The sequence below is a fragment of the Streptomyces griseicoloratus genome (assembly GCF_014534645.1).
GTDB lineage: Bacteria > Actinomycetota > Actinomycetes > Streptomycetales > Streptomycetaceae > Streptomyces > Streptomyces griseicoloratus.
In genome coordinates, this window is record NZ_JACVQF010000177.1 from 37190 (window position 1) to 58801 (window position 21612).

Annotated in this window: 16 protein-coding genes and 6 pseudogenes; 14 read left to right on the forward strand and 8 right to left on the reverse strand. The window is 68.9% G+C overall.

The window, feature by feature from the left end:
- Nucleotides 1–997 precede the first annotated feature (997 nt).
- Nucleotides 998–3178, forward strand: a complete 2181-nt coding sequence (locus H0H10_RS09060) for an FUSC family protein (protein WP_223179601.1) — start codon at nucleotides 998–1000, stop codon at nucleotides 3176–3178.
- Nucleotides 3179–3353: 175 nt separating this feature from the next.
- On the opposite strand, the pseudogene H0H10_RS40705 reads toward H0H10_RS09060, so the two are convergent.
- Nucleotides 3354–3476: pseudogene (locus H0H10_RS40705) on the reverse strand (two-component sensor histidine kinase); the annotation flags it as partial.
- A 10-nt stretch (nucleotides 3477–3486) separates the two neighbouring features.
- Nucleotides 3487–4152 carry a histidine kinase dimerization/phospho-acceptor domain-containing protein gene (locus H0H10_RS09065; RefSeq protein ID WP_309141759.1) on the reverse strand — a complete coding sequence of 222 codons (666 nt, stop codon included), beginning with the start codon at nucleotides 4150–4152 and terminating at the stop codon, nucleotides 3487–3489.
- Nucleotides 4153–4377: 225 nt separating this feature from the next.
- Between H0H10_RS09065 and H0H10_RS09070 the strand changes: the two genes are divergently transcribed.
- The 6 genes and pseudogenes from H0H10_RS09070 (at nucleotide 4378) to H0H10_RS09095 (ending at nucleotide 9389) form a co-directional block, all read left to right on the forward strand.
- On the forward strand, nucleotides 4378–5292 hold the full coding sequence (locus H0H10_RS09070; RefSeq protein ID WP_188180340.1) for an MBL fold metallo-hydrolase: 915 nt from the start codon (nucleotides 4378–4380) through the stop codon (nucleotides 5290–5292).
- A 22-nt stretch (nucleotides 5293–5314) separates the two neighbouring features.
- Nucleotides 5315–6808 carry a carboxylesterase/lipase family protein gene (locus H0H10_RS09075; RefSeq protein ID WP_188180341.1) on the forward strand — a complete coding sequence of 498 codons (1494 nt, stop codon included), beginning with the start codon at nucleotides 5315–5317 and terminating at the stop codon, nucleotides 6806–6808.
- A 58-nt stretch (nucleotides 6809–6866) separates the two neighbouring features.
- Nucleotides 6867–7250 carry a RidA family protein gene (locus H0H10_RS09080; RefSeq protein ID WP_188180342.1) on the forward strand — a complete coding sequence of 128 codons (384 nt, stop codon included), beginning with the start codon at nucleotides 6867–6869 and terminating at the stop codon, nucleotides 7248–7250.
- 280 nt (nucleotides 7251–7530) lie between these two features.
- The gene (locus tag H0H10_RS09085) at nucleotides 7531–8190 is read left to right on the forward strand and encodes a hypothetical protein (protein ID WP_188180343.1); all 660 of its coding nucleotides are present in this window, start codon (nucleotides 7531–7533) and stop codon (nucleotides 8188–8190) included.
- A 179-nt stretch (nucleotides 8191–8369) separates the two neighbouring features.
- Nucleotides 8370–8498 (forward strand): annotated as a pseudogene (locus H0H10_RS41190) (helix-turn-helix domain-containing protein); the annotation flags it as partial.
- A gap of 101 nt (nucleotides 8499–8599) precedes the next feature.
- Nucleotides 8600–9389, forward strand: a pseudogene (locus H0H10_RS09095) (SDR family NAD(P)-dependent oxidoreductase).
- Between the two features lie 9 nt (nucleotides 9390–9398).
- On the opposite strand, the pseudogene H0H10_RS39720 reads toward H0H10_RS09095, so the two are convergent.
- Nucleotides 9399–9525, reverse strand: a pseudogene (locus H0H10_RS39720) (IS5/IS1182 family transposase); the annotation flags it as partial.
- Nucleotides 9526–9848: 323 nt separating this feature from the next.
- Nucleotides 9849–10163 (reverse strand): ATP-dependent DNA ligase, encoded by a 315-nt coding sequence (locus tag H0H10_RS41195; protein ID WP_373566825.1) that lies wholly within the window; start codon nucleotides 10161–10163, stop codon nucleotides 9849–9851.
- Between H0H10_RS41195 and H0H10_RS09100 the strand changes: the two are divergent.
- Nucleotides 10047–10863 (forward strand): annotated as a pseudogene (locus H0H10_RS09100) (IS5 family transposase). The gene H0H10_RS41195 and the pseudogene H0H10_RS09100 overlap by 117 nt on opposite strands.
- 931 nt (nucleotides 10864–11794) lie before the next feature.
- Here H0H10_RS09100 and H0H10_RS09105 read toward each other — a convergent pair.
- The gene (locus H0H10_RS09105) at nucleotides 11795–12616 is read right to left on the reverse strand and encodes a trypsin-like serine peptidase (protein WP_188180344.1); all 822 of its coding nucleotides are present in this window, start codon (nucleotides 12614–12616) and stop codon (nucleotides 11795–11797) included.
- Between the two features lie 687 nt (nucleotides 12617–13303).
- Here H0H10_RS09105 and H0H10_RS09110 point away from each other — a divergent pair.
- The 3 genes and pseudogenes from H0H10_RS09110 to H0H10_RS09120 all read left to right on the forward strand — a co-directional run.
- Nucleotides 13304–13907 (forward strand): annotated as a pseudogene (locus H0H10_RS09110) (IS5 family transposase); the annotation flags it as partial.
- 674 nt (nucleotides 13908–14581) lie between these two features.
- Nucleotides 14582–15832, forward strand: a complete 1251-nt coding sequence (locus H0H10_RS09115) for an MFS transporter (RefSeq protein ID WP_188180346.1) — start codon at nucleotides 14582–14584, stop codon at nucleotides 15830–15832.
- 446 nt (nucleotides 15833–16278) lie between these two features.
- The gene (locus H0H10_RS09120; RefSeq protein WP_188180347.1) at nucleotides 16279–16602 is read left to right on the forward strand and encodes a hypothetical protein; all 324 of its coding nucleotides are present in this window, start codon (nucleotides 16279–16281) and stop codon (nucleotides 16600–16602) included.
- A gap of 117 nt (nucleotides 16603–16719) precedes the next feature.
- Here H0H10_RS09120 and H0H10_RS09125 read toward each other — a convergent pair whose 3' ends face one another.
- Nucleotides 16720–17259 carry a GNAT family N-acetyltransferase gene (locus tag H0H10_RS09125; protein WP_188180348.1) on the reverse strand — a complete coding sequence of 180 codons (540 nt, stop codon included), beginning with the start codon at nucleotides 17257–17259 and terminating at the stop codon, nucleotides 16720–16722.
- A 20-nt stretch (nucleotides 17260–17279) separates the two neighbouring features.
- Nucleotides 17280–17597: a hypothetical protein gene (locus tag H0H10_RS39725; protein ID WP_223179603.1), complete on the reverse strand. Its 318-nt coding sequence runs from the start codon at nucleotides 17595–17597 to the stop codon at nucleotides 17280–17282.
- 545 nt (nucleotides 17598–18142) lie between these two features.
- On the opposite strand from H0H10_RS39725, the gene H0H10_RS09140 reads away from it, so the two are divergent.
- Nucleotides 18143–19096: a replication-relaxation family protein gene (locus tag H0H10_RS09140; protein ID WP_373566824.1), complete on the forward strand. Its 954-nt coding sequence runs from the start codon at nucleotides 18143–18145 to the stop codon at nucleotides 19094–19096.
- Nucleotides 19097–19111: 15 nt separating this feature from the next.
- Here the strand turns inward: H0H10_RS09140 and H0H10_RS09145 are convergent, their stop codons facing one another.
- Nucleotides 19112–19615 carry an ATP/GTP-binding protein gene (locus H0H10_RS09145; RefSeq protein WP_223179604.1) on the reverse strand — a complete coding sequence of 168 codons (504 nt, stop codon included), beginning with the start codon at nucleotides 19613–19615 and terminating at the stop codon, nucleotides 19112–19114.
- Nucleotides 19616–19652: 37 nt separating this feature from the next.
- Between H0H10_RS09145 and H0H10_RS09150 the strand changes: the two genes are divergently transcribed.
- The gene (locus H0H10_RS09150) at nucleotides 19653–20624 is read left to right on the forward strand and encodes a pentapeptide repeat-containing protein (protein WP_188180349.1); all 972 of its coding nucleotides are present in this window, start codon (nucleotides 19653–19655) and stop codon (nucleotides 20622–20624) included.
- Between the two features lie 110 nt (nucleotides 20625–20734).
- Nucleotides 20735–21292 carry a hypothetical protein gene (locus H0H10_RS09155; RefSeq protein WP_188180350.1) on the forward strand — a complete coding sequence of 186 codons (558 nt, stop codon included), beginning with the start codon at nucleotides 20735–20737 and terminating at the stop codon, nucleotides 21290–21292.
- Nucleotides 21293–21612 lie beyond the last annotated feature (320 nt).

Below are 21612 nucleotides of genomic sequence, written 5' to 3' on the forward strand. Positions count from 1 at the left end.
AGAAGCACATCCGAGCGCCAGTCTGTCGGCGACACGCAGTCGTCGTCCGGGATATTCCGGCCATGGCGTCCATGGAGTCTTCCCGGAGGCCTGGTTTCACCCGCGGAGTCGCACGCGGCGCGGACATCGTGGCGATGCGACTGCAGACCTCCGCACGCCTTGAGCCGTACGTCTCCGCACCGGCGGCCTCGGGATCGCCACGGCGGGACAACCGGCCGACGGGCGCAAACGCCCCCATCCGGTGGCCGACCAGCACCGATGCAGTCACGTGACGCATATCCCCGGCTGTTCGTCCGGCCACAGAATCGTGAAGCGAGCACGGTCGAGCCTTTCCGGGTCGGCGGGCAGGCACGATCGTGCGTCGCCGGTGGCGTTGTGCCATCACAGACGGGGATCGCGGAAGCCGTACATCTCGACCGGAAGGCGCTGTCATGGTTACTGGACGCTCGTGGCTGGCAGGACTCGGGTTCCGCACTCCATGCGGTCGGCTTGTACGCCACTTCTACGTCCTCGACGGCATGGCTGGTCCGGAGCAGGCCCATGAGGCTGCTCTTGAGCGGGCGAACGACCCGAGCGAACGCGCGGCGCACGGAAACCTGCGGCTCGATGACGGCTGTGTCGAGATGCGTCGAATGTCGCGTGACCTTCTGGGCGCCTGGCGGCTGTCCGTCCCAAGTCCGTGCGGTGCGTAGCCCCTTGAGCCCGGAAGCCATCGTCGACGGGTGCAGGCCTGTCAGCGCTGCGCGGTCGCCGACGCCGGCAATGGACGCCCACGTGCTGCAGAACCTCCGAAAGCAGTCACCTGACGCATACCGGACGGAACCCCGCATGCCGAGACTGGTGACGCGGGCGGTGGCCGGTCAGAACCCGAAGGCTCCCGCACGGCCGTGCGCACGCGAAAGGACCTACGGAGATCCCCATGGTGGCAAGGACAACGACATCGTTGTGGGACCGGTTCGCGGCCTTCGACCCTGGGCTCGTGCGTCTGACCTCCGCGATGCGCGCCGTGCTCGGTACTGCCGCGGCCCTTGCCGTGCTGACAGCGCTGCGAGCGCCCGAGACGGCGCTAGTGGTCGGCGGTTTCACCGCGATGACGACTTCACTGGCCGTTAGCGACCTGCACCCGCGCAACCAGCTCATCACGCTCGGACTCGGTGTTCCGCTCTCCCTCGCGTCTCTGGCCGCCGGAGCCGCGCTGACGCCGTACCCGACGGCAGCCAAGCTGGTCTTCCTGGTGGTGATCTACCTTGCCGTTCAGGCCCGCCGGTTCGGCCCGCGAGGGCTGGGCTTGGGGATCTTCGGTTTCATGGCCTTTCTGCTGTCTCAATTCACCCAGGCCCGGGCAGACCGCCTTCCGGAGCTCGGGGCATCGGTACTGGTTGCGTTCGGGGCCGTCACGGCCGTGTGGTACTGCGTGGGCCCCATCACGGCGTCCCGAGCTTTGAGGCGGCTGCGGCACGCATTCGACGTGCGTCTGCACGATGTCCTGCGGGACACGGCTGCGATGGTCGCCACCGGGCGGGACGTCGACACCCGGAGCCGCTCGTTGCAAGACCGCCTCGACACACTGCACGCGTCCGTGCTGCTGATCGAGGACTTTCTCGACGAGCGCGCCGTCGACGAGGACACCGAGGCTCTGCTGCCGCACCTCAGCCGGGTGGAGGTGGCCGCGCAGCGCCTGGCCGTACTGACGGTCCGCGCGGTCCGCACCCCGGCGGCACGCAACGATCTGGCGGGACGGACGGCGCGACAGCGGCTCGCCCGGCGGATCCGGGCTCTCCGGCACCAGCCCACCGGGGGAACTACTTGCGCAGCCGAGCGGTGCGCAGAGGGGTACGAAGGCGGCCCGGCGAACCGGCCGACCGGCTCCGCACTCGTGCTGGACTGCTTCCCCGCGGTCGACGAACTTACCGAAGCCCTGCGGGTTCTCGGCCCACGCGACCGCCCGGCAGGACGCCGGACACCTCCACGCAAGCCCGCCTCACCCACCTTCGGGGCGCTGCCGCGCAGGGACACAGACACCGCAAGCCTGAAGCGGGGAGCCACCCGTCAGGCGTTTCAGGTGACGGCTGCCTCGGCCCTCGCCATCGCAGGCGGCCATCTCCTGTCGCCGCACCTGTGGTACTGGGCCGTCGCGGCCTCATGGGTCGTCTTCATCAAGAACGAGAGCACCGGCGAGGTACTGCTGCAGAGCCTGCGGCGGCTGGCGGGCACGGTCCTCGGCGTGGTGTTCGGCTACGGCCTCGCCGCCCTGGTCGGCGGAGACGGCCCCGGCCTCCTGATCCTGCTCCTGCTGTGCATGTTCGGGATGTTCTACACCCCGTCACAGGCCTACTGGGCCGTGACGTTCTTCATCACCGGCACGCTCGGCATGCTGCTCGCGCTGATGGACACCTTCTCGACACACGTGCTGCTCCTGCGCGTCCAGGAGACCGCACTGGGAGTGTCCTGCGGGATCCTTGCCGCCGTCCTCGTCCTTCCCACCACGGTCCGCCGCGCCAGCGACGAGGAACTGGTCGGCTTCCTGCGAGTCCTCGACCGCCTCCTGAGAGCCGTCGCGGCAGGAAGCACGGACACGAAAACCCCGACGAGCTGGGTCCGCGCGGCACACGACCTCGACCAGGCACTGGAATCCTTCCGCAAGGCCTGCCTGCCTCTCACCCATCCGCTCAATCCGCAGCGCCGCCGCCGTCACCGCGCCTGCCACCTGCTGGAACTCCTTGAGGCCAGCGCGTATCACGCGCGGAGCCTGGCCGCCACGGCCGAACGTCTCCCGGCGGGCCACGTCCCGGAGTGCGCCGCCCGTCTCACAGCTGCGGCCGACCGCGCGCACGAGACCGTGACCCACCTGATCCGCGTCACCGGCCATCGACCCGAAAGCGCCCCACAAACGGCACGCCCCACGGTCATCAGGGCACTGGCCCTGCTCTCGGAGGAGCAACGCGTGAGCCGCAACTGGCCGTCGCCGGAGCATCGCCTGCTGCTGCACATCAATCGCCTCGACGCGACCCTGACCGCGCTCGTACGAGCCTTGGACCCACTTGCATCGGACCCCGACCGCACCACCGTGGCCCCCTCTGAGAGCGTGGACATCCCGTTGCCGCACGGCCCGGTCCAGGCTGCCGCAGTAAGCTGCGCCGTCCTCGCCGACCGGTGCGAACGCGCCCAAGCCCGTTAGCTGGGTGGCGGTGTTCAGGTGCCGGTGAACGTGACCGAGACGGTGAGTCCGCCGCCCTGTCTCGGGCGGGCGGTGACGCGGGCAGTGTGCGCCTGTGCGATCGATGCGACGATGGACAGGCCCGACCGTGGCCGGAGGTGCTGGTGCGGTCCTGGCCGAGGCGCCGAAACGGTTCGAAGAGACCGTCCGCCTGGTCCGGGTCCACGGGTGTCCCCGTGTTGGTGACGGTGAGCGTCCGGCCGGTGAGCCGGACCCACACCGTTCCGCCGGGCCGGTTATACCGCACGGCGTTGTCCACCAGGTTGTCATCAGATGGCGCAGCAGCACCGGGTCCCGATGACCGGCATCGGTCCGTCGGCTGCCAGTTCGAGGGAGACCTTCTTCTCCTCGGCCTGGGGCAGCAGTCTCCCGACCGCCTGATGTGCGGCGTCCCTGAGATCGCTCTCTTCGGTCTCGTCCTCGTCGAGGCCGAGGTCGCTGCGGGCGAGCAGCAGTAGCGAGGCGATCAGTGTCTCCGCGTCGCGGTTCATGGCGAGCAGGTCCTCGCGTACGTCCGCCAGACCTTCCGGGAGCGGGTCGGCGAGCCCCACTTCCAGGCTGGTGCGCTGTACAGCCAGCGGGGTGCGCAGCTCGTGTGAGGCGTTGGCGACGAAGCGGCGCCGGCTCTCGAAGGACTTCTCCAGCCGGTCGAGCATGCTGTCGAAGGTGCCGGCGAGCCTGTGCAGTTCGTCGTCGGGGCCGGTGAGCGCAAGGCGTTCGTGCAGGTGCTGTTCGCTGATCCGGCGGGCGGTGTCCGTCATGGCGGCGACCGGTGTGAGTGCCCGGCCCACGAGCCACCAGCCCATGAATCCGGTGAGCAGGGCGATCAGTGCCAACCCGGCCCCGGACCAGAGCAGCAACTGCTGGAGAACCGTGTCCTGCACCATGCGCACGATGTGGTCGGTCAGCCGGAGGCCGATAGCGTCGTCCGGCACCGCAACGGAGACGAACTCGTAGACAACAGACGTAGGGGCCATCGGAACGTGGGGGCACGCGTCTTCCGTGGCCGCCCGGTCGCAGCCGGGTGCGACCAATTCTATGCTCCGGACCCGCTGAACCGTAGCCGAATTCATGAGGCAGGTGCAGTCACATGACGGATACCGCGCCCACTGGGGTCGCTCGTACCGTTGAGTAAATCCCCCGAATTCCAAGGAAATCTCATGGAACAGATCACCCTCGGAAATGTCTCCATCACCCGGGTGTGGGAATACTACGGTTCCGTCGAAATGACGCCCGACACCTTCTTCCCGGAAAGCTCGAAGGAAGTCTGGGAGAACGGTGCCGACTGGCTTGTCCCGCATTTCCTGGATTCCGAGACCAACATCGTGAATTCGGCGATCCAGACCTGGCTGCTGCGCAGCGAGGGCCAGACGATCCTGGTCGACACCGGCGTGGGCAACCACAAGGACCGTCCCTACGCCCCGGTCTGGAACCGCCTCGAAACGGACTTCCTGGCCAACCTCGCCCGGGCCGGTGTCCAGCCGGAGGACGTGGACATCGTGATCAACACGCATCTCCACATCGACCACGTCGGCTGGAACACCTACCTGGACGGGCGGCAGTGGGTGCCGACGTTCCCCAACGCCACCTACCTGATGCCGAAGGACGACTTCGACTTCTGGAACCCGGAGAACGGCCACCAGCCGCTGCTCGGCCGCGGCAACCAGAACGTCTTCGAGGACAGCGTGGCCCCGGTGCACCAGGCCGGCCTGACGCAGCTGTGGGAGAACAGCCACCAGATCGACGCGAACCTGCGCCTGGACGCCGCTCCCGGGCACACCCCCGGCTCCTCCGTGCTGACTCTCACCTCCGGCACGGACCGTGCGGTGTTCGTCGGCGACATGCTGCACAGCCCGGTGCAGATCCTGGAGCCGGACGCCAACAGCTGCTTCTGCGAGAACCCCGCCGAAGCCCGTGCCACCCGCCGCAAGGTGCTGGGCTGGGCCACCGACAACAACGCGCTCGTGATCCCGGCGCACCTGGGCGGGCACGGCGCCACCGAAGTCGTACGCGAGGGAAGCACCTTCGCCGTGAAGGGCTGGGCGCCCTTCGCCCCGTACACCGAGCAGGGCTGAAGCCCGCGGAAAGGCACCAGAGATGAACCACCACCCCGAACCCGTCGTGACCACCGCGCAGGGAGCCGTGCGCGGTCTGCGCCAGGAGGACGGCACCGCCGCCTTCCTGAACATCCCCTATGCCGCCCCGCCCCTGGGCGCCGGCCGGTTCGTGCCGCCCGAGCCGCACGAGCCGTGGGACGGCGTACGGGACGCCACCGTCCCCGGACCCAACGCGCCGCAGTCCGAGCGCAAGCTCGGCAGCATCGACATGGCCCCCTACTTCGGCACCGGCTGGAGCCGGGGCGAGGACTACCTCACCGTCAACGTCTGGACGCCCGCCGTCGCGCAGAGCGGCCTGCCGGTCATGGTGTTCGTACACGGCGGCGGCTTCGTCGCCGGATCGACGCGGTCCGCGATGTATGACGGTTCCGCCTTCGCCCGCGACGGCGTCGTCCTCGTCACGCTCAACTACCGGCTCGGCATCGCCGGGTTCCTGGACCTGCCCGGGGCCCCCGCCAACCGCGGTCTGCTCGACGTCGTCGCCGCGCTGCGCTGGGTGAGGGAGAACATCGCCGCGTTCGGCGGAGACCCGGACAACGTGACGCTCTTCGGCCAGTCGGCCGGGGCCACCGTCGTCGGCGGCGTCCTCGCCACTGCGGAGGCCACGGGTCTGTTCCGCCGGGCGATCGTGCAGAGCGGCAGCGGCCTGGGCGCGTTCAGCACCGAGCAGGCCGGCCGCGTCACCGCCGCGGCCGCCGAGGTCCTGGGCGTCGAGCCGCACGTGGACGCCTTCGCGGAGATCTCCGACGAGCGTCTGGTGGAGGCCGCCTCCAAGCTCGCGGGCATCGACCTGCAGACCGCCACCCACCACGACCCGCTGATCGGCCTCAGCCCGTTCAGCCTGGTCCTGGACACCCAGCCCGCCGAAGCCGTCGCCGCAGGCCTCGCCGCCGGCGTCGACCTGCTCATCGGCACCAACACTGAAGAGGGCAACCTCTACCTGGTCCCGGTGGGCAAGTACGCCACCTCGACCGCAGCCGACGTCGACGACGCGGCGGCGCGCTCGCACCCGGATCCGGCGCGGCTCGTTGAGACCTACCGCAAGTCACGCCCCGAAGCGTCCTTCGCGGAACTGCGCTCGGCCATCATGGCCGACGCCCTGTTCGGCGCGGGCACCCGCGCTCTGGCCAGCGCCCATGCCGCCCATCCGAAGTCCGTCACCTACGCGTACGAGTTCGCCTGGCGTTCCCAGTCCCTGGACGGGGAGCTCGGCGCCACCCACGCCGTCGAGCTGCCCTTCGTCTTCGACCTCGCGGACCGGCCCGAGCTGAACGGCCCCGCCGCCCTGCTCGGCCCCGACAAGCCCCCGGCGGATCTCGCGGACCGCATGCACGAGACCTGGATCCGGTTCGCCGCCACCGGCGAACCCGGCTGGGACCCCTACGACACCGACCGCAGGGCCACGATGCACATCGACGCCGAGTGGACCCAGGTCGACGACCCCCGCAGCCAGGAACGCCAGGCCTGGAGCTGACGCCCGCACGGGTTTCGCCTGCTCACCCCCTCCAAGGACCACCGCTTCAAGGAACACCGTGACCAGAACCGTCATCACCACCGAGCACGCTCCCTCTCTCCCGGCTCCGCTGTCCCAGGGCATCCGCAAGGGCCCCGTCCTGCAGATATCCGGACAACTCCCGTTCGCCCCGACCACCGGCGAGGTCGTCGGCACGACGGTCGCCGAGCAGACCGCACAGGTCCTGCGCAACGTCACCGCCGTCCTCAAGGCGGCCGGCGCGGGCCTGGAAGACGTCGTGATGCTCCGCGTCTACCTCACGGACCCCGCCCACCTGCCCGAGCTGAACGAGGCGTACGCGGCAGCCGTCGGCGAGCCCTTCCCCGCCCGCACCACCGTCTACATGCAGCTCCCGCCGGGACTCCTCGTGGAGATCGACGCCCTGGCCGTGCTGGACTACTGACACAGCCACAGAACAAGGCCCGTCCGGCGCGGTTCAAAGGGAGACCGCGCCGGACCGGCCAGCCATCCCAGAGAGCGGAAAGGGGGAGGACAGGATGGATGGCCGTCTATCGAAGGCGTGCATCAACCTGAGAGTTGTGCCGGCGGACCTGCTGGACGCCCTCTGTTCCCTGTCAGGACGCCCCTCGCCGCCCTCAGGAGCTCATCCGGCACGGCGCGTCCACGAGCACGTGCTCCACGCAGCGGCCTTGCTGCCGCCGGGCGTGCTGCAACCGGGCGACATGAGCGCGGCCACCGAGGTACGCGCCGGCCTCCTGAACGCCGACGTACCGCCCGCGGCCGACGGAGCCGCCCGCTGCATCCAGCACATGGTCGACGACCTGGGCCCCGCCGACCTGTGGACGCTGGCCCGCGACACCGCCATGACCCGCGACGACCTCGCATGGGGCGCCGGCGCGACCCTGGCGCGGGAACGCCTCGCGCTGCCCGACTCTCTCGACGAACTCGCCGCGCAGGCTATCGTGGACGAACTCGCCGAACGGACCCCGTGCCGGTGGGGCCGTCACCACACCGATGCCGTTCGTGCCGCCGTGTACCGGACTCTGGCCGACCTCGCCGACGTCCTCCTGGAAGTGTCGGAGTCCACCCCGACACCCCTGGATTGGACCGTCGACCACGACGGATGGCGGGCCTCGGCCGTGATCGGCGGGGTGGTCCACGGCGTGGTGGTCCAGCAGGCGGAGAACGCACCCTCCGCCGCACAGCCCGTCTGGCACCACCCCTCACCCCCAGCCGCACGCACCGCCTGGCAGTGGCAGATCACGAACGGACCGACCGGGCGCGCCTCCCACGGCTGCGGGCCGATCCCCTCCGCGCTCGCGGCGCGGCACGCCGCCGAGTGCGCGATCACGGCACTCACCGCCGGAAGATGCAGTCTGTGAAGGGCGCGACGATTCGTTCCGTACTCGGAGTACGACATCGACCGAGCCCTGAGCAGATGACGGGACGGCCAGGGCAGTGGGAAACAATCTACGTGAGCGCGGGAAACGACTTCCGCCCACCCTCGCGTACCCGCTGATCAGCGAATTCCGTCGGTGCCCCCGCTGACGCTCGCGAGCGAATGCTTACGGCGGCGTTCGAGATCGCCACGCGCGACGGTGTCGACGCGGTCTCCACGCGCGCGGTCTGCGCCGCCGCGGGTGTACAGGCCCCGTCCCTATACCACCACTTCGGCGACCGGGCGGGACTGATCCGCGCTGTCGTCGATATCGCGTTCGAGGAGTACTTCCACCGCAAGGACGCCGTGATCGCGACGGATGACGCGGACCCGCGCACCCGCGTCGCCGCCGGATGGGACGCGCACGTCGCGTTCGTGCTCGCCTACCCGGGTCTCTACCCGGCGATGTACCCGACATCAGGCCCACCGCCCGCCGCAAACCCGAACTCGAGCGTGTCGCCAAGGACATCACCGCCGACGGAGGCAACGTACTCGCCATTCAGGCCGACACCACCAACGGCGAAGAGATACAGCGAGCCGTCGCGGCCGCGGTCGAGGAGTGGGGGCGCCTCGACGGCGCTCTGAACAACGCCGGCCGCAGCCAGGGCGGCGGCCGCCTCGCCGAGGTCACCGACGAGACCTTCGACTCCGTCCTCGAGACCAACTTCAAGGGCGTATGGCTGGCGATGCGCGCCGAACTGCAGGCGATGACCGCGCAGGGGACCGCTGGTGGCTCGATCGTCAACATCAGCAGCATCGGTGGCACCTTCGGCGCCACCGGGCAGAGCGTGTACGGGGCGACGAAAGCTGCCGTCATCGCCATGAGCCGAGCCGCCGCCGCCGAATACGGCCGCGACGGTGTCCGTGTCAACTCGGTCGCGCCCGGCTCCACGATGACCGAGATGATGATCGCTTGGCAGCAGCGCGACCCAGGCATCATCGAGCACCTCAGCTCCCTCGCCGCCCTCGGCCACCCTGGCCAGCCGCGAGATCGCCGAAGCCGCCGCCTGGCTCCTCAGCGACCGCGCGAGCTACGTCACCGGCATGGCCCTCGGCGTCGACGGCGGCACCGCCCCTGGCCGCACTGAGCTGAGTCATGCTGAGCCGCGCCGCCACCCCATTCGAGTCGTGCGGCACACGTAAGTGTGGCGGTTGGTCGCTGATGCGTCGGCGGTGACAGCCAAGTGGATGGTCAGGGTGATACTCCGGCCGCTCGGGCAGCAGGCCCTCGAACTGGCCCCAGAGTTATTTCAGTCAGCCATGACGACAGCGGGGGCACAGATCCCCCCTTTGATCACAGAGCATCGCAACTCCACGATTACCGGACCCACGCCCGTTTTGCTGCCGGTATCCCCCAACCGCGCCTATCCGCGCGACCTCTGAGTGAGCCAGAGCGGCGCCGGCTGCAGCGCACCCACGTGCGCAGTCCGTACCTGTGCCCGGCGAGGGCGCTCGCGGCGACGGATTATGCACGCGGCTCGCCGGCCGCGTGGCGGCGAAGCGGCGCCAGCCGCCTCCCCTCGACCATGCCCAGAGGCTTGCGAACGCGGACTGACCCCGCGTCCGACATGAGACATCGACGGACTGAGACAGGCCCACAGCTCACATAACACCGTCCAGACCAGTGTCGTAGGGCAACTGCGCGAGGGCGGCGTCCAGGATCTCCGGGAACGATGCGGTCATGTCCGTGCCCTGCCTCGAGCGCAGCAGCACCCGGCCGTCGGCCCAGCGGGCGAGCTGGGCGCGGTAGCCGTCCCACTTACACCGTGTCCCATGTGGTGGTGGTTCGTTGGTCAGGTCATGGGGCGGGGCACGTGGAGTTGGATTGTTCCGGACGGGCTGTGGGAGATCGCGAAGCCACTGATCCCACCGCCGAGGGTGCGGCCACAGGGCGGTGGAACACAGGACACGCCTGATGAGACGCTGTTCGCCGCCATCATCTACGTGCTGGTCAGCGGCTGCGCCTGGCGGGCCCTGCCGCCCTGCTTCGGCATCTCGAAGTCGACCGCCCACCGCCGGTTCCTGATCTGGTCCAGAGCCGGTGTCTGGGGCCGACTGCACGAGGCCGTGCTGCACCGGCTCGACGACGCCGGCCTCGTCGACGTCACCCGCATCGTCCTCGACACCGCCCACGGCAGGGCCAAAAAAGGGGCGAACACACAGGTCCGAGCCCCGTGGACCGAGGCAAGCCGGGTTCCAAGATGCACGTCCTGTCGGACGCGAACGGACTGCCTCTCCTCGTCGGCGTCTCCGCCGGCAATACCCACGACAGCGAAGGACTGAAGCCGATGGTGGAGGGTCACCAAACGAGACACGACCCCCACCGCGGCCGCCACTTCAAGCCCCAGCGCCTGCATGCCGACAAAGCTACGACCGGGCCGACCTGCGCAGATGGCTCCGCGGGAAGCGCATCGGCGTGCGCATCGCCCGCAAAGGCATCGAGTCCAGCGAGCGATTAGGGCGCCGCAGGTGGGTCATCGAGCGGACGATGTCCTGGCTGTCCGGCTACCGTCGACTCAGCCCCCGCTAGGAACGCGATCCCCGCAACTACCTGGCCCTTCTCGGACTCGCCGCCGCCCTGTGCTGCTACAAGCGACTCGTCCGCCTCACCACGTAGGACACGGTCTTAGATCTTCGTCTAAGGGGACGCCCGAGAACGGACGCAGCACGGCGGCGTCCGAAGTGGCGAACAAGCGCCTCCTGGAGCGGGGACTGATGCGGGTGTGAGTAGTTGCGGTACAGGAGCCGTTGAGATCGGTCCTTCTGCCTCCGCGGTCCCGAGCCCGCACCTGACGAAGGGCGGCGCGCGCAGCTCGGCGCCGGGTTCCGCTCCGGTTCGAACCGGCACCCGTCAGACAGACGTCACGTGACTCGGCTGATCCCATCGGCCTGCGCGACGGCCACGACCACGGCCAGCAGGCACCAGGCCAGGACGTCGCCCACCGCGGCGGATGCCATAGCCAGCGTGCCGACCCGGGTCCGGGACGGACCGCTGTCCCGGACGATGCGCGCCCGTACGGGAGCCGCGGTGATGGAAAAGGCCGTTCTCAAGTAGAGGACGAAGACTCCGGGCTGGGGGCGTTGGTGCCATACCGGCCGTACAGCAGGGCTGCGGCCCCGGCACCGAGAGCGAACGTCACGGCCGTCGACAGCCCGGGCATGACGCCCGAAGATCTCACCTTGCCACTTGTATAGTGGTGGACCGGCGTTGGCTCTTGATGAGGTGGGTGTTGTTGTGCCTGGCAGCGAGGCAATGCGCACGGGGACACGGCGCCATGCTGCTGTTCGTGGAGGACTACGCCGTGGACGCACTGTGGGGTTGTCTGTTGCGGTCGTCGCGGGAGTCATCGGCACAGTAGCCGGGTTCAAGCTGGCCGAAGAGGAATCGACTCAACAGCCAGAGGGCGTGATCGTACACACCGTTCCAGAGCAGACCGAAGAGGGTTCGGAGTTCTGGACCAAGGAGCGAATGCGCCAGGCAGAAGGTCTGTGATGCGACTGGTGCCGCCCGATGAAGCACCGGGCGGCACCAGTGAGCAGAAGACCGTTTAGCTGCCGTTCACGGCGTTGATGACCGCAATGGCGTGGTTCGCGTGCTCGGACGAGAACAGGTCATCACTCGACCGCGGATCGCCCTCGGTGTGGCTGTTGGCTCCGACGATCTTGATGTTCTGCGAGAAGCCGGTGAGGAAAGGGCCTCCGCTGGACCCTTCGCCCATGTCGCAGTCCATCTTGAGCCGGTTGTCGTAGAAGTTGAAGGGGAAGGCATCCTCCGTGTTTCCCTGGCAATACATCATGTACTCGCCGTTGTTGAAGTCGGAGGCCGGTCGGTTGTAGCCCTCGGCCGGGTAGCCGAAGGTGTACACGTCGTTGTAGTCCGTGTCGAAGCCGAAGCGGTAGCCGTACCCGCCCATGGCATCCTGGATGTTGCCATACGGAGCCAGCGGCTTGAGGATGACCGACCCCATGTCCGCGTCGAGCATCCTGTCGAAGTCGCCATCGGCGAAAGAGGTGGGCACGATGAGATTCTGTGCCTCCCATTTCCCCCAGGGCTCCTCACCGTTGCGGTAGGCCGGCACGAAGGTGACGTTGGTGTAGAAGCCGGACTGTCCGCTCTCGCCGTCGTGAAGGCAGTGCGCGGCCGTCCACAGTGCGCTCCTGGTGTTGGAAACGATCACGGAGGCGCTGCACTTTCCAAGACTTCCGTCAGGCAGGACGACGAACAGCCTCCCCACAACGTTCAGCGGCCAGGAGATGGTAGGCCAGGGGACCTGCTGAGAGACGGAGGTTTCGGCTGCCTCAGCGCTGATGTCACCGACCATGGGGGCAGTCGCGTCCTTCGGCGGCATGGCATCGGCCTCCGCCAGCACTCCGGTGTTTGTGGCCCCCCTCGAGCCGGCCCTTTCTTCGACTCGGAGGCCACTCGGTGCTGAGGGTGCCGTCAGCTCCTTGGCTGCCTCCATGCGCTCGGGCGTCCAGAATGCACTGACGTCTCTGACAGTCTTCTTGGCGGGGACGACGGTGGCGCCAGGGGTGGACGGTTCCGCCGAACCGCCTGCCGCGGCTGGGGCCGTGAGTCCGGCGACGGTGACTGCAGCCGCGGACATCGCAACGACGCAGGCTCTGCGTATTCGGCCTGCGAGGGGCACTGACATACAGGAACTCCCAACGGAATCAGGTGGGTTACCTGGCAAGGGGGGCGGCGTATGGATCTTCCCCACCACCTATGTAGCCTTGAACATCAACTGCGCAATCTGGCCCGTTCATTGCCATGCGCATGTCCATACCGATGCTCTGACAACCCCGATCTCACGTGGGCGTGAGGCCCCAGACTGAAGGCTCAGTGGACTGCCTTTGGCTGATCCGCGACGGTGAATGCACTCTGGCCCGCCGCGAACTCGTGCGTGAGAGGGGTAGAAACCCGACCCACCCCAAAGACTCACTGATCTTTGAATCTAGAGTTCTACATCGGATGCGGAGCCTGGCGCGGCACCCCGCAACCCCTGCCGCATGAACACCACGAACACAGACCCCCGGGCACATCGCCCGCCACCAGGCCGACCGCTCACCTCCCGGAGAAGTACGGCAACTGGCGGGGTGTCTACAACCGGCTGCGGATGTGGGCCGTCGACGCACCTGGGAGCGAGTGTGCACCGCGCTGATGGCCCAGGCCGACGCCGAAGAGGACCTGGCCTGGGCCGTGTCGGTGGACTCCACGCTCGTGCGGGCTAACCAGCACGCCGGGGCCCGCCAAAAAAAAGGGGGCCCGGCCGGCGAGCCGGCCGACCACGCCATCGGCCGATCCCGCGGCGGACTGACCACAGAGATCCACCTCGCAGCCGACGCCCGCTGCCGCCCTTTGGCCTTCGTCCTCACCGCGGGGCAGGCCGGTGACACGCCCGGCTTCACGGACGTCATGGCTCGCCTGCGCGTTCCCCGGCGGCGTGGCCGGCCGCGCACCAGGCCGGACGTGGCCCTTGCGGACAAGGCCTACTCATCTCGCGCGATCCGCGCCCGCCTGCGCAAAAGCGCGGCATCCGCGCGGTGATCCCCATCCCGGCGGACCAGCGGGGCCACCGGCTCCGACGCGGCAGCCGGGGCGGTAGACCGCCGGCCTTCGATCGCCAGGCCTCTGTGCATGTTTCCCGGATCTTCCGGTGCTGCCTGACAGAGCAGTCATGCGGGCGCCGCGCATCCCCAGGCCGATGGAGTCGGGGGCGGGGCTCATCCCGCCAGCTTGGGGCAGCGGGGCAGGCCCGCCGCAGCAGCCCCCGCACAGAGTCCGCGAAGTCCCTCTTGGGTGTCAGCCGCGGCGATCGCCGGACGACTGCCTGGCCGTGGTGCCGGAACGGTTCCACCCCGCCTCCCAGCCGATCAGGACGATGGTCAGGAAGCGCGCGGAAAGCAGGTCCGATTACACCAGGCTCGAACCGGTCGCGGACCCGGTCGACGGGCCTTCTCCGCCACCAGCCACGCGGTCCGGTCGTCTGCGGGCTGGCGCCTCTTCATACCCGACCCAGCCTGCTCGACCTCGGCTTACCCGGCGTAACGTTCATCAAGATGATCTTGCTCTCAGAGGTGTGCCGGTCGATCAATGGCGTGAGGTCGCAGCGCCGCGCGCCCGTTGCAGGCTGCACCGCACCCGGCGCCCGCTCTCGGCTTGCCGGGGAGCCGGACCCGCCTCTGTGGCCATGGTCCGGAACGTGGCCTTCCCAGCTCTCGCAGGAAGGGGTTCGCCGAGAAGAGCACTTTGTCATGCCTTGTGCCGTTTCTTGTTCGGGTCGGTCCCTGACCGCCGCCACCGTTCACAGAGAAAGCACGTCTCGTTGATACCGATGAAAGTCCGATCTGCTCCGCCCCGGCATGCCCGCACCGTCGCCTATGGCCGGGTACGGGGTGTGTATCTGCCTCGTCTCGCGGATGCAGCCGCGGCCTCCATGGCCACCTACGGCATCCCCTTGCTGGTGCTGGGCACGACGAACTCGTCTTCGCTGACCGGGATCGCCTTCGTGCTGGCGTGGGCGCCACGGCTGTGCACGTTCAGTCTCGCCGGCGTGGCCGTCGACCGTTTCGGGCCCGCGCGGGTTTTCCGGCTGGCCGCCACGGCCCGGGCGCTGGTCGCGGGGCTTGCGGCGCCCGCCTTGGCCATGACCGACGACGAAACGGCCTCGAGCCTGGTGATGCTCCTGGCGGCGTGCGCGGGGTGTCTGACCCAGTTCAGCTACATCGCGGCCGAGAGCGTCGGTGCGGTCGCCAGCCGGGACGCCGGTGGCGCGGCACACCGCGTCCAGTCGGTCCTGCTGGGCATCGACCAGGCAGCCGCTCTGGCCGGCCCCGCGGCAGGCGGCCTCCTCCTGCAGTGGGGCGGCTCCAGCGGCATGCTCGCGGTGATCAGCGGCTTATCGATGCTCTCGGCAGCCATCGCCCCGCGCACATGCCACGCACCCCCGCAAGCACCGGAAGCAACCGGAGGCGTGGCACGGGGGTGGCGGACCGGCTGGTCCACCCTGCGCGCGCTGCCGAGGCTGGCGTGGCTGGTGGCGGGGCTGGCGCTGTCCAACCTGGCCCTCGGTCTTCTGGAAGCGGCCACCCCGGTGATCGTGGTGAAGCAACTCGGCCAGTCCAGCGCCTCGGTCGGGCTGGTGTGGTCCTGCGCGGCAGCCGCCTCGCTGCTGGCAGTCACCACCTGCCGCGTCACCATCGACCGGTGGGGACTGACGAGGGTGGGCCGCTGCGCCGCTGTGGTGACCATCGTGGCGTGCTTCCTCATCGCGCACGCCGGCTCCTACCCCGCCTACCTGATCCTGACCGCCGTCTTCATGGCCGGCGACAGCGTCCTGGCCGTCGTGCTGCGCACCCTGCGATCCCACCTCATCCCCGCCGAAGTGTTCGGCAGCACGCTGTCCGTGACCGTGCTGATCCTGCTCCTCCCCTACCCCCTCGCCGGCATCCTCATGGCACTCGTCAACCCAGCAGACATACACACGGTGATCACCGTCTGCGCCGTCCTGCAATGCCTCGGACTGGCCTGCGCCTTCACCCGCAGCACCCGCCCCCGGCCACGCCACGGCAAGCACCGCAGATGAGGCCAACACATGCCCCCGAGCGTAAAATCCACAGACGTACGACCACACGCCACCGCCCCCGGCGAATCCCGCTCGCCCAGAACCAGTGACGCATGACGCCGAGCCAGTCCCCCGCCATGACATGGCGCCAAAGCGTCCCTGTATCGCCTGCCCTGCGCCGTCGAAGGCTGAGGCCACGCACGTACGATCGACCACGAACACGGCCGTGTCACGACGCACTTCGACCGGCTTGTGTCGGTGATGAGCGAGGACGGCGCGTCACGTCGGATCGAGGGCGGCCGGTGAGTGGTGAGCCGGGCCTGGGTCATGCAGCGCACCGGTGCGTCGGCCGCCACCGTGAACCGCTGGTACGTCCAGCGCGAGCGGTACCCCGAGGAGCGCCGGTTCCCGGAGGTGGCGTGCACGGTGGACCGCACCCACTTCTACGACCAGGAGGCCATAGAAGCGTGGTGGAGCGCCTGGCAGGAGGACATCGGTACGGGTCTATCGGGGCTGCTGGACGGCGCCCAGGGGACGGCCGGGGCAACCAGGGCGGCGGCTCCGGGCGCGCCCAGCGGGACCGGGCCGTCGCCATCGTCCTCGCCGAGCTCCGGCAGGCCGGCGGCTACCAGCGCGGCATGGCCGCACGCCTGGCCCGCGAACACGGCGGCGGTGAGCGCAGCTGGCAGCGCGCCCTGACCGAAGCCCGCGCCCAGTACGAGCACAGCCAGGACCAGAACGCCGAGGACGACGCGGACAGCGCCCCGCGGGCGGCGCAGCCCTCGCCCTGACGTCTGTCCGTGCGGCTGCGCAACGGCCAGCGCCCTGGCCCTCCTAGGGGCTCATCTCAGAACGTTGAACGGCCATGGACACAGCGGTCGGTGAGGTCTGTCCGTGTCCGGGGCTGCTCAGTTCGGCAGCCTCGCTGCATAGATCCAGTCGAGGCCGTCGTAACCGGTTTCGTCGAGGTGCTCTGCTCGGGTCAGACCAGCACGCGCTGCCACGCGTTGCGAGGCGATGTTGGCCGGCCGGACGCGGGCGATCAGTGGGAGGTCGGGAACGTGGCGGGATGCCCATGTAGTGACCGTCGCTGCGGCCTCGCTCGCGAAGCCCTGGCCCCAGGCCGAAGTGGCGAAGCGGTAGAAGAGGTTGAGGACTTTCATCCCGTGCAGTTCCATGGGCTTGATCCCGCAGAATCCCAGTTGCAGGGCGGAGCCGTGGCGTCGGACGACCCAGTACCCGTATCCGCACCGCTGCCACTGGTCGTTCCAGCGGCGATACAGTTCCCCGGCCTCATCGAGCCGGGTGAGCGCGTCGGAGGGGTTGTGCAGACAGGTTTCGGGGTCACGGTGGATCGCGAAGATCGCGTCGATGTCGGCTTCGGTCGGACGCCGCAACGACAGCCGGGCGGTCTGCAGTTGTCCGCCTTCCGGGTTCAGGTCACTCATATGGAGATCGTAGAGGCGGGTCAGGTGGCCCTGGCCGGGTAGTCGGTCCAGGCGCGGACCGGTGAGTCCGGCGCGAGGTTCGTCTTCGGCTTGGCTCGGACGTTACGCCAGCGGACGTAGGAGGCGATGGCGGCGTTCTGCCCGTCGTGGCTGCCGTGGGCGGTGCCGTTGAGGGCGAAGCAGCGCAGGGCCGCGAACTTCGATTCGATCCAGAGCATCAGCACCACGATCGCCTGGCGGAGGCTGGCCGGGTCCTTCGCACTCCGGCTGATCCGCTGCAGCTTCCGGCCCTCGTCCATTGTGAACGGCCGGACGAGCACACTCGGTCGACGTCCCACGACCACCTCCAAGATCAGGTATTGGAGACAGTCTGCTGGTCGATGAGCAGGAGGTCGATTACCCGGCCGACGATCCGTGACGAGCCCCTAGTGCCCCGGCTCGTCCGGCACGGAGCGCGGAGGCCCCGCCGACGCGCAACCCCATACAGGACCGCCCCGATCCCCCGGCCGCACACCGCACCCGCCCCGCCCGCCCATCACCTTCCCTCCCTTCTTCTCCTTCTGTTTCTTGAGCGAGCGCGGGGGTGTGCAGAGGGGGATGTCGGGCTGCCGACCACGCTCTGACAGGCGTGGTGAGCTGCGGATACGCCGTCAGCTGCCGTGTGGCCGCGGGCAGTTGCCGCTGGGGTTGTCGGCGGTGTCTGTGGAGGGGTTGCGGGCCTGGTCGGGGGCGGTGTTGTCGCATCGCGTTCCCTGGTCCGGCCTTCACGGTCGGCGGACCGGTCGGGGCCGGCTGCTGCTGTGGGCGGTACAGGCGGTGCCACAAGGGGTTCGGCGCTGCATGGACCGAGACAGCGGCGGAGGAGCGGCGATGCTGAAGGTGGATGCGGGTGGCGGGGACCGGTTGGCGGTGCGGTGCTGGCTCAGTACCGGATGGCCACCACCGAGCAACTGCACCTGCTGCTCACGCCCGGGGTGCGGATCGAGCAGACCCGGCGGCGGCTGGTCAAGCTGCGGAGCGAGGGGCTGATCGACCGCGTCACGCTGCCGCAGGCCGGCCGCACCCGGGCCTGGTTCTCACCCAGTACGGAGCCCAGGTCGCCGCGGAATGGCCCGAGCTGCGGGACTGGCAGCCGTCGAGGACGGTGGCCGACCGCACCGCCGCACGGCTGCGGGTCGAGCATGCCCTGACGGTGACGGAGACCGGGCTGGCCTTCGTGCAGGACGCCCGGCGCCGCGGGGACGTGTGCCGACCGCTGGACTGGATCCCGGAGGTCTACCACTCCGTCGGGGGCGGTGAGGCCGTCATTCCCGATGCTCTGCTACATTACCGGTGCACCGACGAGGGCGTGATGTTGCGGGCGGTTGTGGAAGTCGACCGGGCCACCATGGGCCCCGAGCGCCTGGCTGCGAAGATCCATGCCTATGCCCGGCTGCACCAGTACGTGCCCGCACCCCCGCCCGGTGTGCGGCACCGGCCGGCCGGGCAGGAACCGGCGAGGGAGGACTGGCGGCGCCGGTATCCCGTGTTCCCGCGGCGGCTGTTCGTCCTGGACGGCACCGGCCCCGCTGGCATCCACACCCGCCTGCAGGCCCTGAACGCCGCCACCCGGCAGCCGGAACTCGCCGCGCTCCTGCGCGACGTTCCCGTCCTGGCCGAACCCATGACCGATCTCCTGTGGCACGGCCCAGCCGCACCCGACTGGTACCCCGTCACCGACCCCGACCAGCGCGTCGGCTGGATGCACATACGGCAGGCGAGTCCGGACCCGACCACGGGCACCGAACCCGGGGCCGCAGGCCCGACCACGCCAGGTCACAGCCCTGACTGGGGTTAGTTGACGACCTGAACCTCACCGACTCGGACACCGACGGTGCTGCTGCGGATCTCGGTGAACTCCCAGAGTCCTCACCCCTGCCGGTGGCTCCCAGTCAACCGTCCACGTAGACGTAGCAGTCAGCGAGAACCGCTCGCCGGGCTGACCGCTGCTCGTAGTGGCGTAGCGGTGTCCGCAGTCCGGGGAGTCGACCATGCCCTCACTGCCCCGGTAGGGGGTGCCAGGGCCGGCACAGGTGATGATCGTGCCGTCGCCCATGATCCAGCGGATCGAAGTGACCGTGCGGTGGCGGTCACCGTTGACCGCGCCCACGGACGCCGTCGCGGTGGCCGGACCGTACGTCGTCTCGCCCTGGCGGACCCACAGCCACATCGGCACCCCGACCGTGTATCGCCCCTCCGGAGGTGGAGAGGCGATGTCCGGGCCGGTGAGCTTCATCGAGTCGACCGCACGCTGGGCGAGGACCTCTGTGTCGATCGCGGGCACGGCCGGGTCGGCGCCGTCGGGGATCGGTTGCATCGGAAACCAACTACCTGTACTCAATCGTCTCTCAGGTATGTCTCAGCCCAGTCCCGGGCCGTCCCTGGCCTCACGTAGCTGGCCGCGCTGCGGCGAGGACGCCAGTCCGGAAAACCCAATCGGCTGCCCCGGCATCCACGTCCCCGGTCACACCAGATGCCTCGCCTACCTTGGCGACCCCGAGCGCGACGCCTACCTTGCGGGCCTGACGCCCGGCTCCGACATCGACCACCGCGGCACCCCATTCACCGGCACCCTCCTCGGCGCCTTGCTCACCCGCCTCCGTGACCCCGCAACCGGCCACCCACATCTGGGCGACGCCAGGTTCACGTCGGCGACCTTCAACGGCGACGCCGGGTTCGAGTCAGCGGTCTTCGAGAACGGCGCCAGGTTCGAGTCGGCGACCTTCAAGGGTGACGCCAGGTTCGAGTCGGCAACGTTCGAGAGCGACGCCAGGTTCGAGTCGGCGACGTTCGATAGAGCTGTCAGTGTGGGGCCGTCGGTATGTGCTGGGCGCGTCCGGCTGTCTGGGGCGGTTTTTGGCGGCCCGGTGACCCTCTTGTTTGCCACGCGTCGCCTGGAGTGCCGTCGAACCCGCTGGTCGTCGACGGCTGAGGTACGTCTGCGCTACGCCACGGTGGATTTCGCTCATGCAGTGTTCGAGTACCCGCTCACGATCGCCGCGGAACCGGATCCGTTCATGGTCGCCAATGGCCGACAGGTGGCCGAGGATCTTGTTGCCAGTGCGCCTGGCCCGGAGGTGAGGCTGGCTTCGTTACGCGGCGTGGATGCGGCTCACCTCGTCCTGTCCGACGTCGACCTGTTGGAATGCCTGTTCGTCGGCACGGTGCACTTGGACCAACTGCGGCTGGAGGGCGTTTGCACCTTCGACACGGTCCCGCCCATCGTGCACTGGCGGTCCTGCAGCACCTTCACCAGGGCGTTCTCCTCCCAGCCGTCCCCGTCCTCGAGGGGTGGCCCTGAGCCGCATCTCGGTACCAGTGGATGAACGCGCGGGCGGCTGGACGGTGGGCGTCACAGGCCGACAGAGTTCCATTCCTTTTCAGCATCAGCGCTGAAGCATGTGTGCGCCGGAGCCGTCCCTGGCAGGATCACGCCATGTTGGACACCGCGTTACTCGTTTCCGCACTCACCGGCGCCACCGCCATTCTTGCCAGCTGGGTGGGCAGTAAGGGAAGCACACGAGCAGCTCAGATCCAGGCTCAGACGAGTCGAGCAGCGCAGGAAGCGGAGAGCATGCGGGTATCGCGGCGGGCCGCATACGTCGAAGTCGTCCACAGAGCCCACGTCGTAGGCGAACGATTCATTGACGTGCTCCCGGCCGTGAGCTTGAGCGATCCTGCGGCTCGGGCCTCGGCCCTGCGGGAGGTGCTGCAGCGGCATGCCCAGCTACACGCGGAGATGATGCGAGCCGTTCACACAGCACACATAGAAGGCCCGGACGACGTGGTGCAAGCCGCTGACCGACTGGCGACAGCGTCCACACAGGTCTACCTCGCCGTCCATGCCATGGCCGAGGATGCGGCAGTGCACAGCCCTCACTTCGACGAGGGCTATTTCAAGTTCTGGGAGGCACTGAGCGACTTCACGTCATTAGCCAGAAGGAGCATTCACCACACCCAGTCAGTGCAGCAGCAACCACCTCAAGACTCCTGATTCAAGAACACCGCTTGCCATCAGGAGTTCTTCCAGGTGAGCCGCTGACCGCCAGGCTGAAGTTCGTGGATGCCGTCGTAGGTCAGGGGGATCCGTCCGAGGCCGAATGGAGCCGTTCGCAGACCCGGCAGCGGCTGGTCAAACTGCGCGGCGAGGGGCTGATCGACCGCGTCACGCTGCCGCAGGCCGGCCGCACCCGGCCTGGTTCCTCACCCAGTACGGATCCCAGATCGCCGCGGAATGGCCCGAGCTGCGCCACTGGCAGCCGTCGAGGACGGTGGCCGACCGCACCGCCGCACGGCTGCGGGTCGAGCATGCCC

Excerpts from the sequence above, each read along its gene's own strand:
- H0H10_RS09060 (WP_223179601.1), top strand. The coding sequence starts at position 998 with ATGCGCGCCGTGCTCGGTACTGCCGCGGCCCTTGCCGTGCTGACAGCG.
- H0H10_RS09070 (WP_188180340.1), top strand. The coding sequence starts at position 4,378 with ATGGAACAGATCACCCTCGGAAATGTCTCCATCACCCGGGTGTGGGAA.
- H0H10_RS09075 (WP_188180341.1), top strand. The coding sequence starts at position 5,315 with ATGAACCACCACCCCGAACCCGTCGTGACCACCGCGCAGGGAGCCGTG.
- H0H10_RS09085 (WP_188180343.1), top strand. The coding sequence starts at position 7,531 with ATGAGCGCGGCCACCGAGGTACGCGCCGGCCTCCTGAACGCCGACGTA.
- H0H10_RS09115 (WP_188180346.1), top strand. The coding sequence starts at position 14,582 with ATGAAAGTCCGATCTGCTCCGCCCCGGCATGCCCGCACCGTCGCCTAT.
- H0H10_RS09125 (WP_188180348.1), bottom strand. The coding sequence starts at position 17,259 with ATGAGTGACCTGAACCCGGAAGGCGGACAACTGCAGACCGCCCGGCTG.
- H0H10_RS09140 (WP_373566824.1), top strand. The coding sequence starts at position 18,143 with ATGCGGGTGGCGGGGACCGGTTGGCGGTGCGGTGCTGGCTCAGTACCG.
- H0H10_RS09145 (WP_223179604.1), bottom strand. The coding sequence starts at position 19,615 with ATGCAACCGATCCCCGACGGCGCCGACCCGGCCGTGCCCGCGATCGAC.
- H0H10_RS09150 (WP_188180349.1), top strand. The coding sequence starts at position 19,653 with ATGTCTCAGCCCAGTCCCGGGCCGTCCCTGGCCTCACGTAGCTGGCCG.
- H0H10_RS09155 (WP_188180350.1), top strand. The coding sequence starts at position 20,735 with ATGTTGGACACCGCGTTACTCGTTTCCGCACTCACCGGCGCCACCGCC.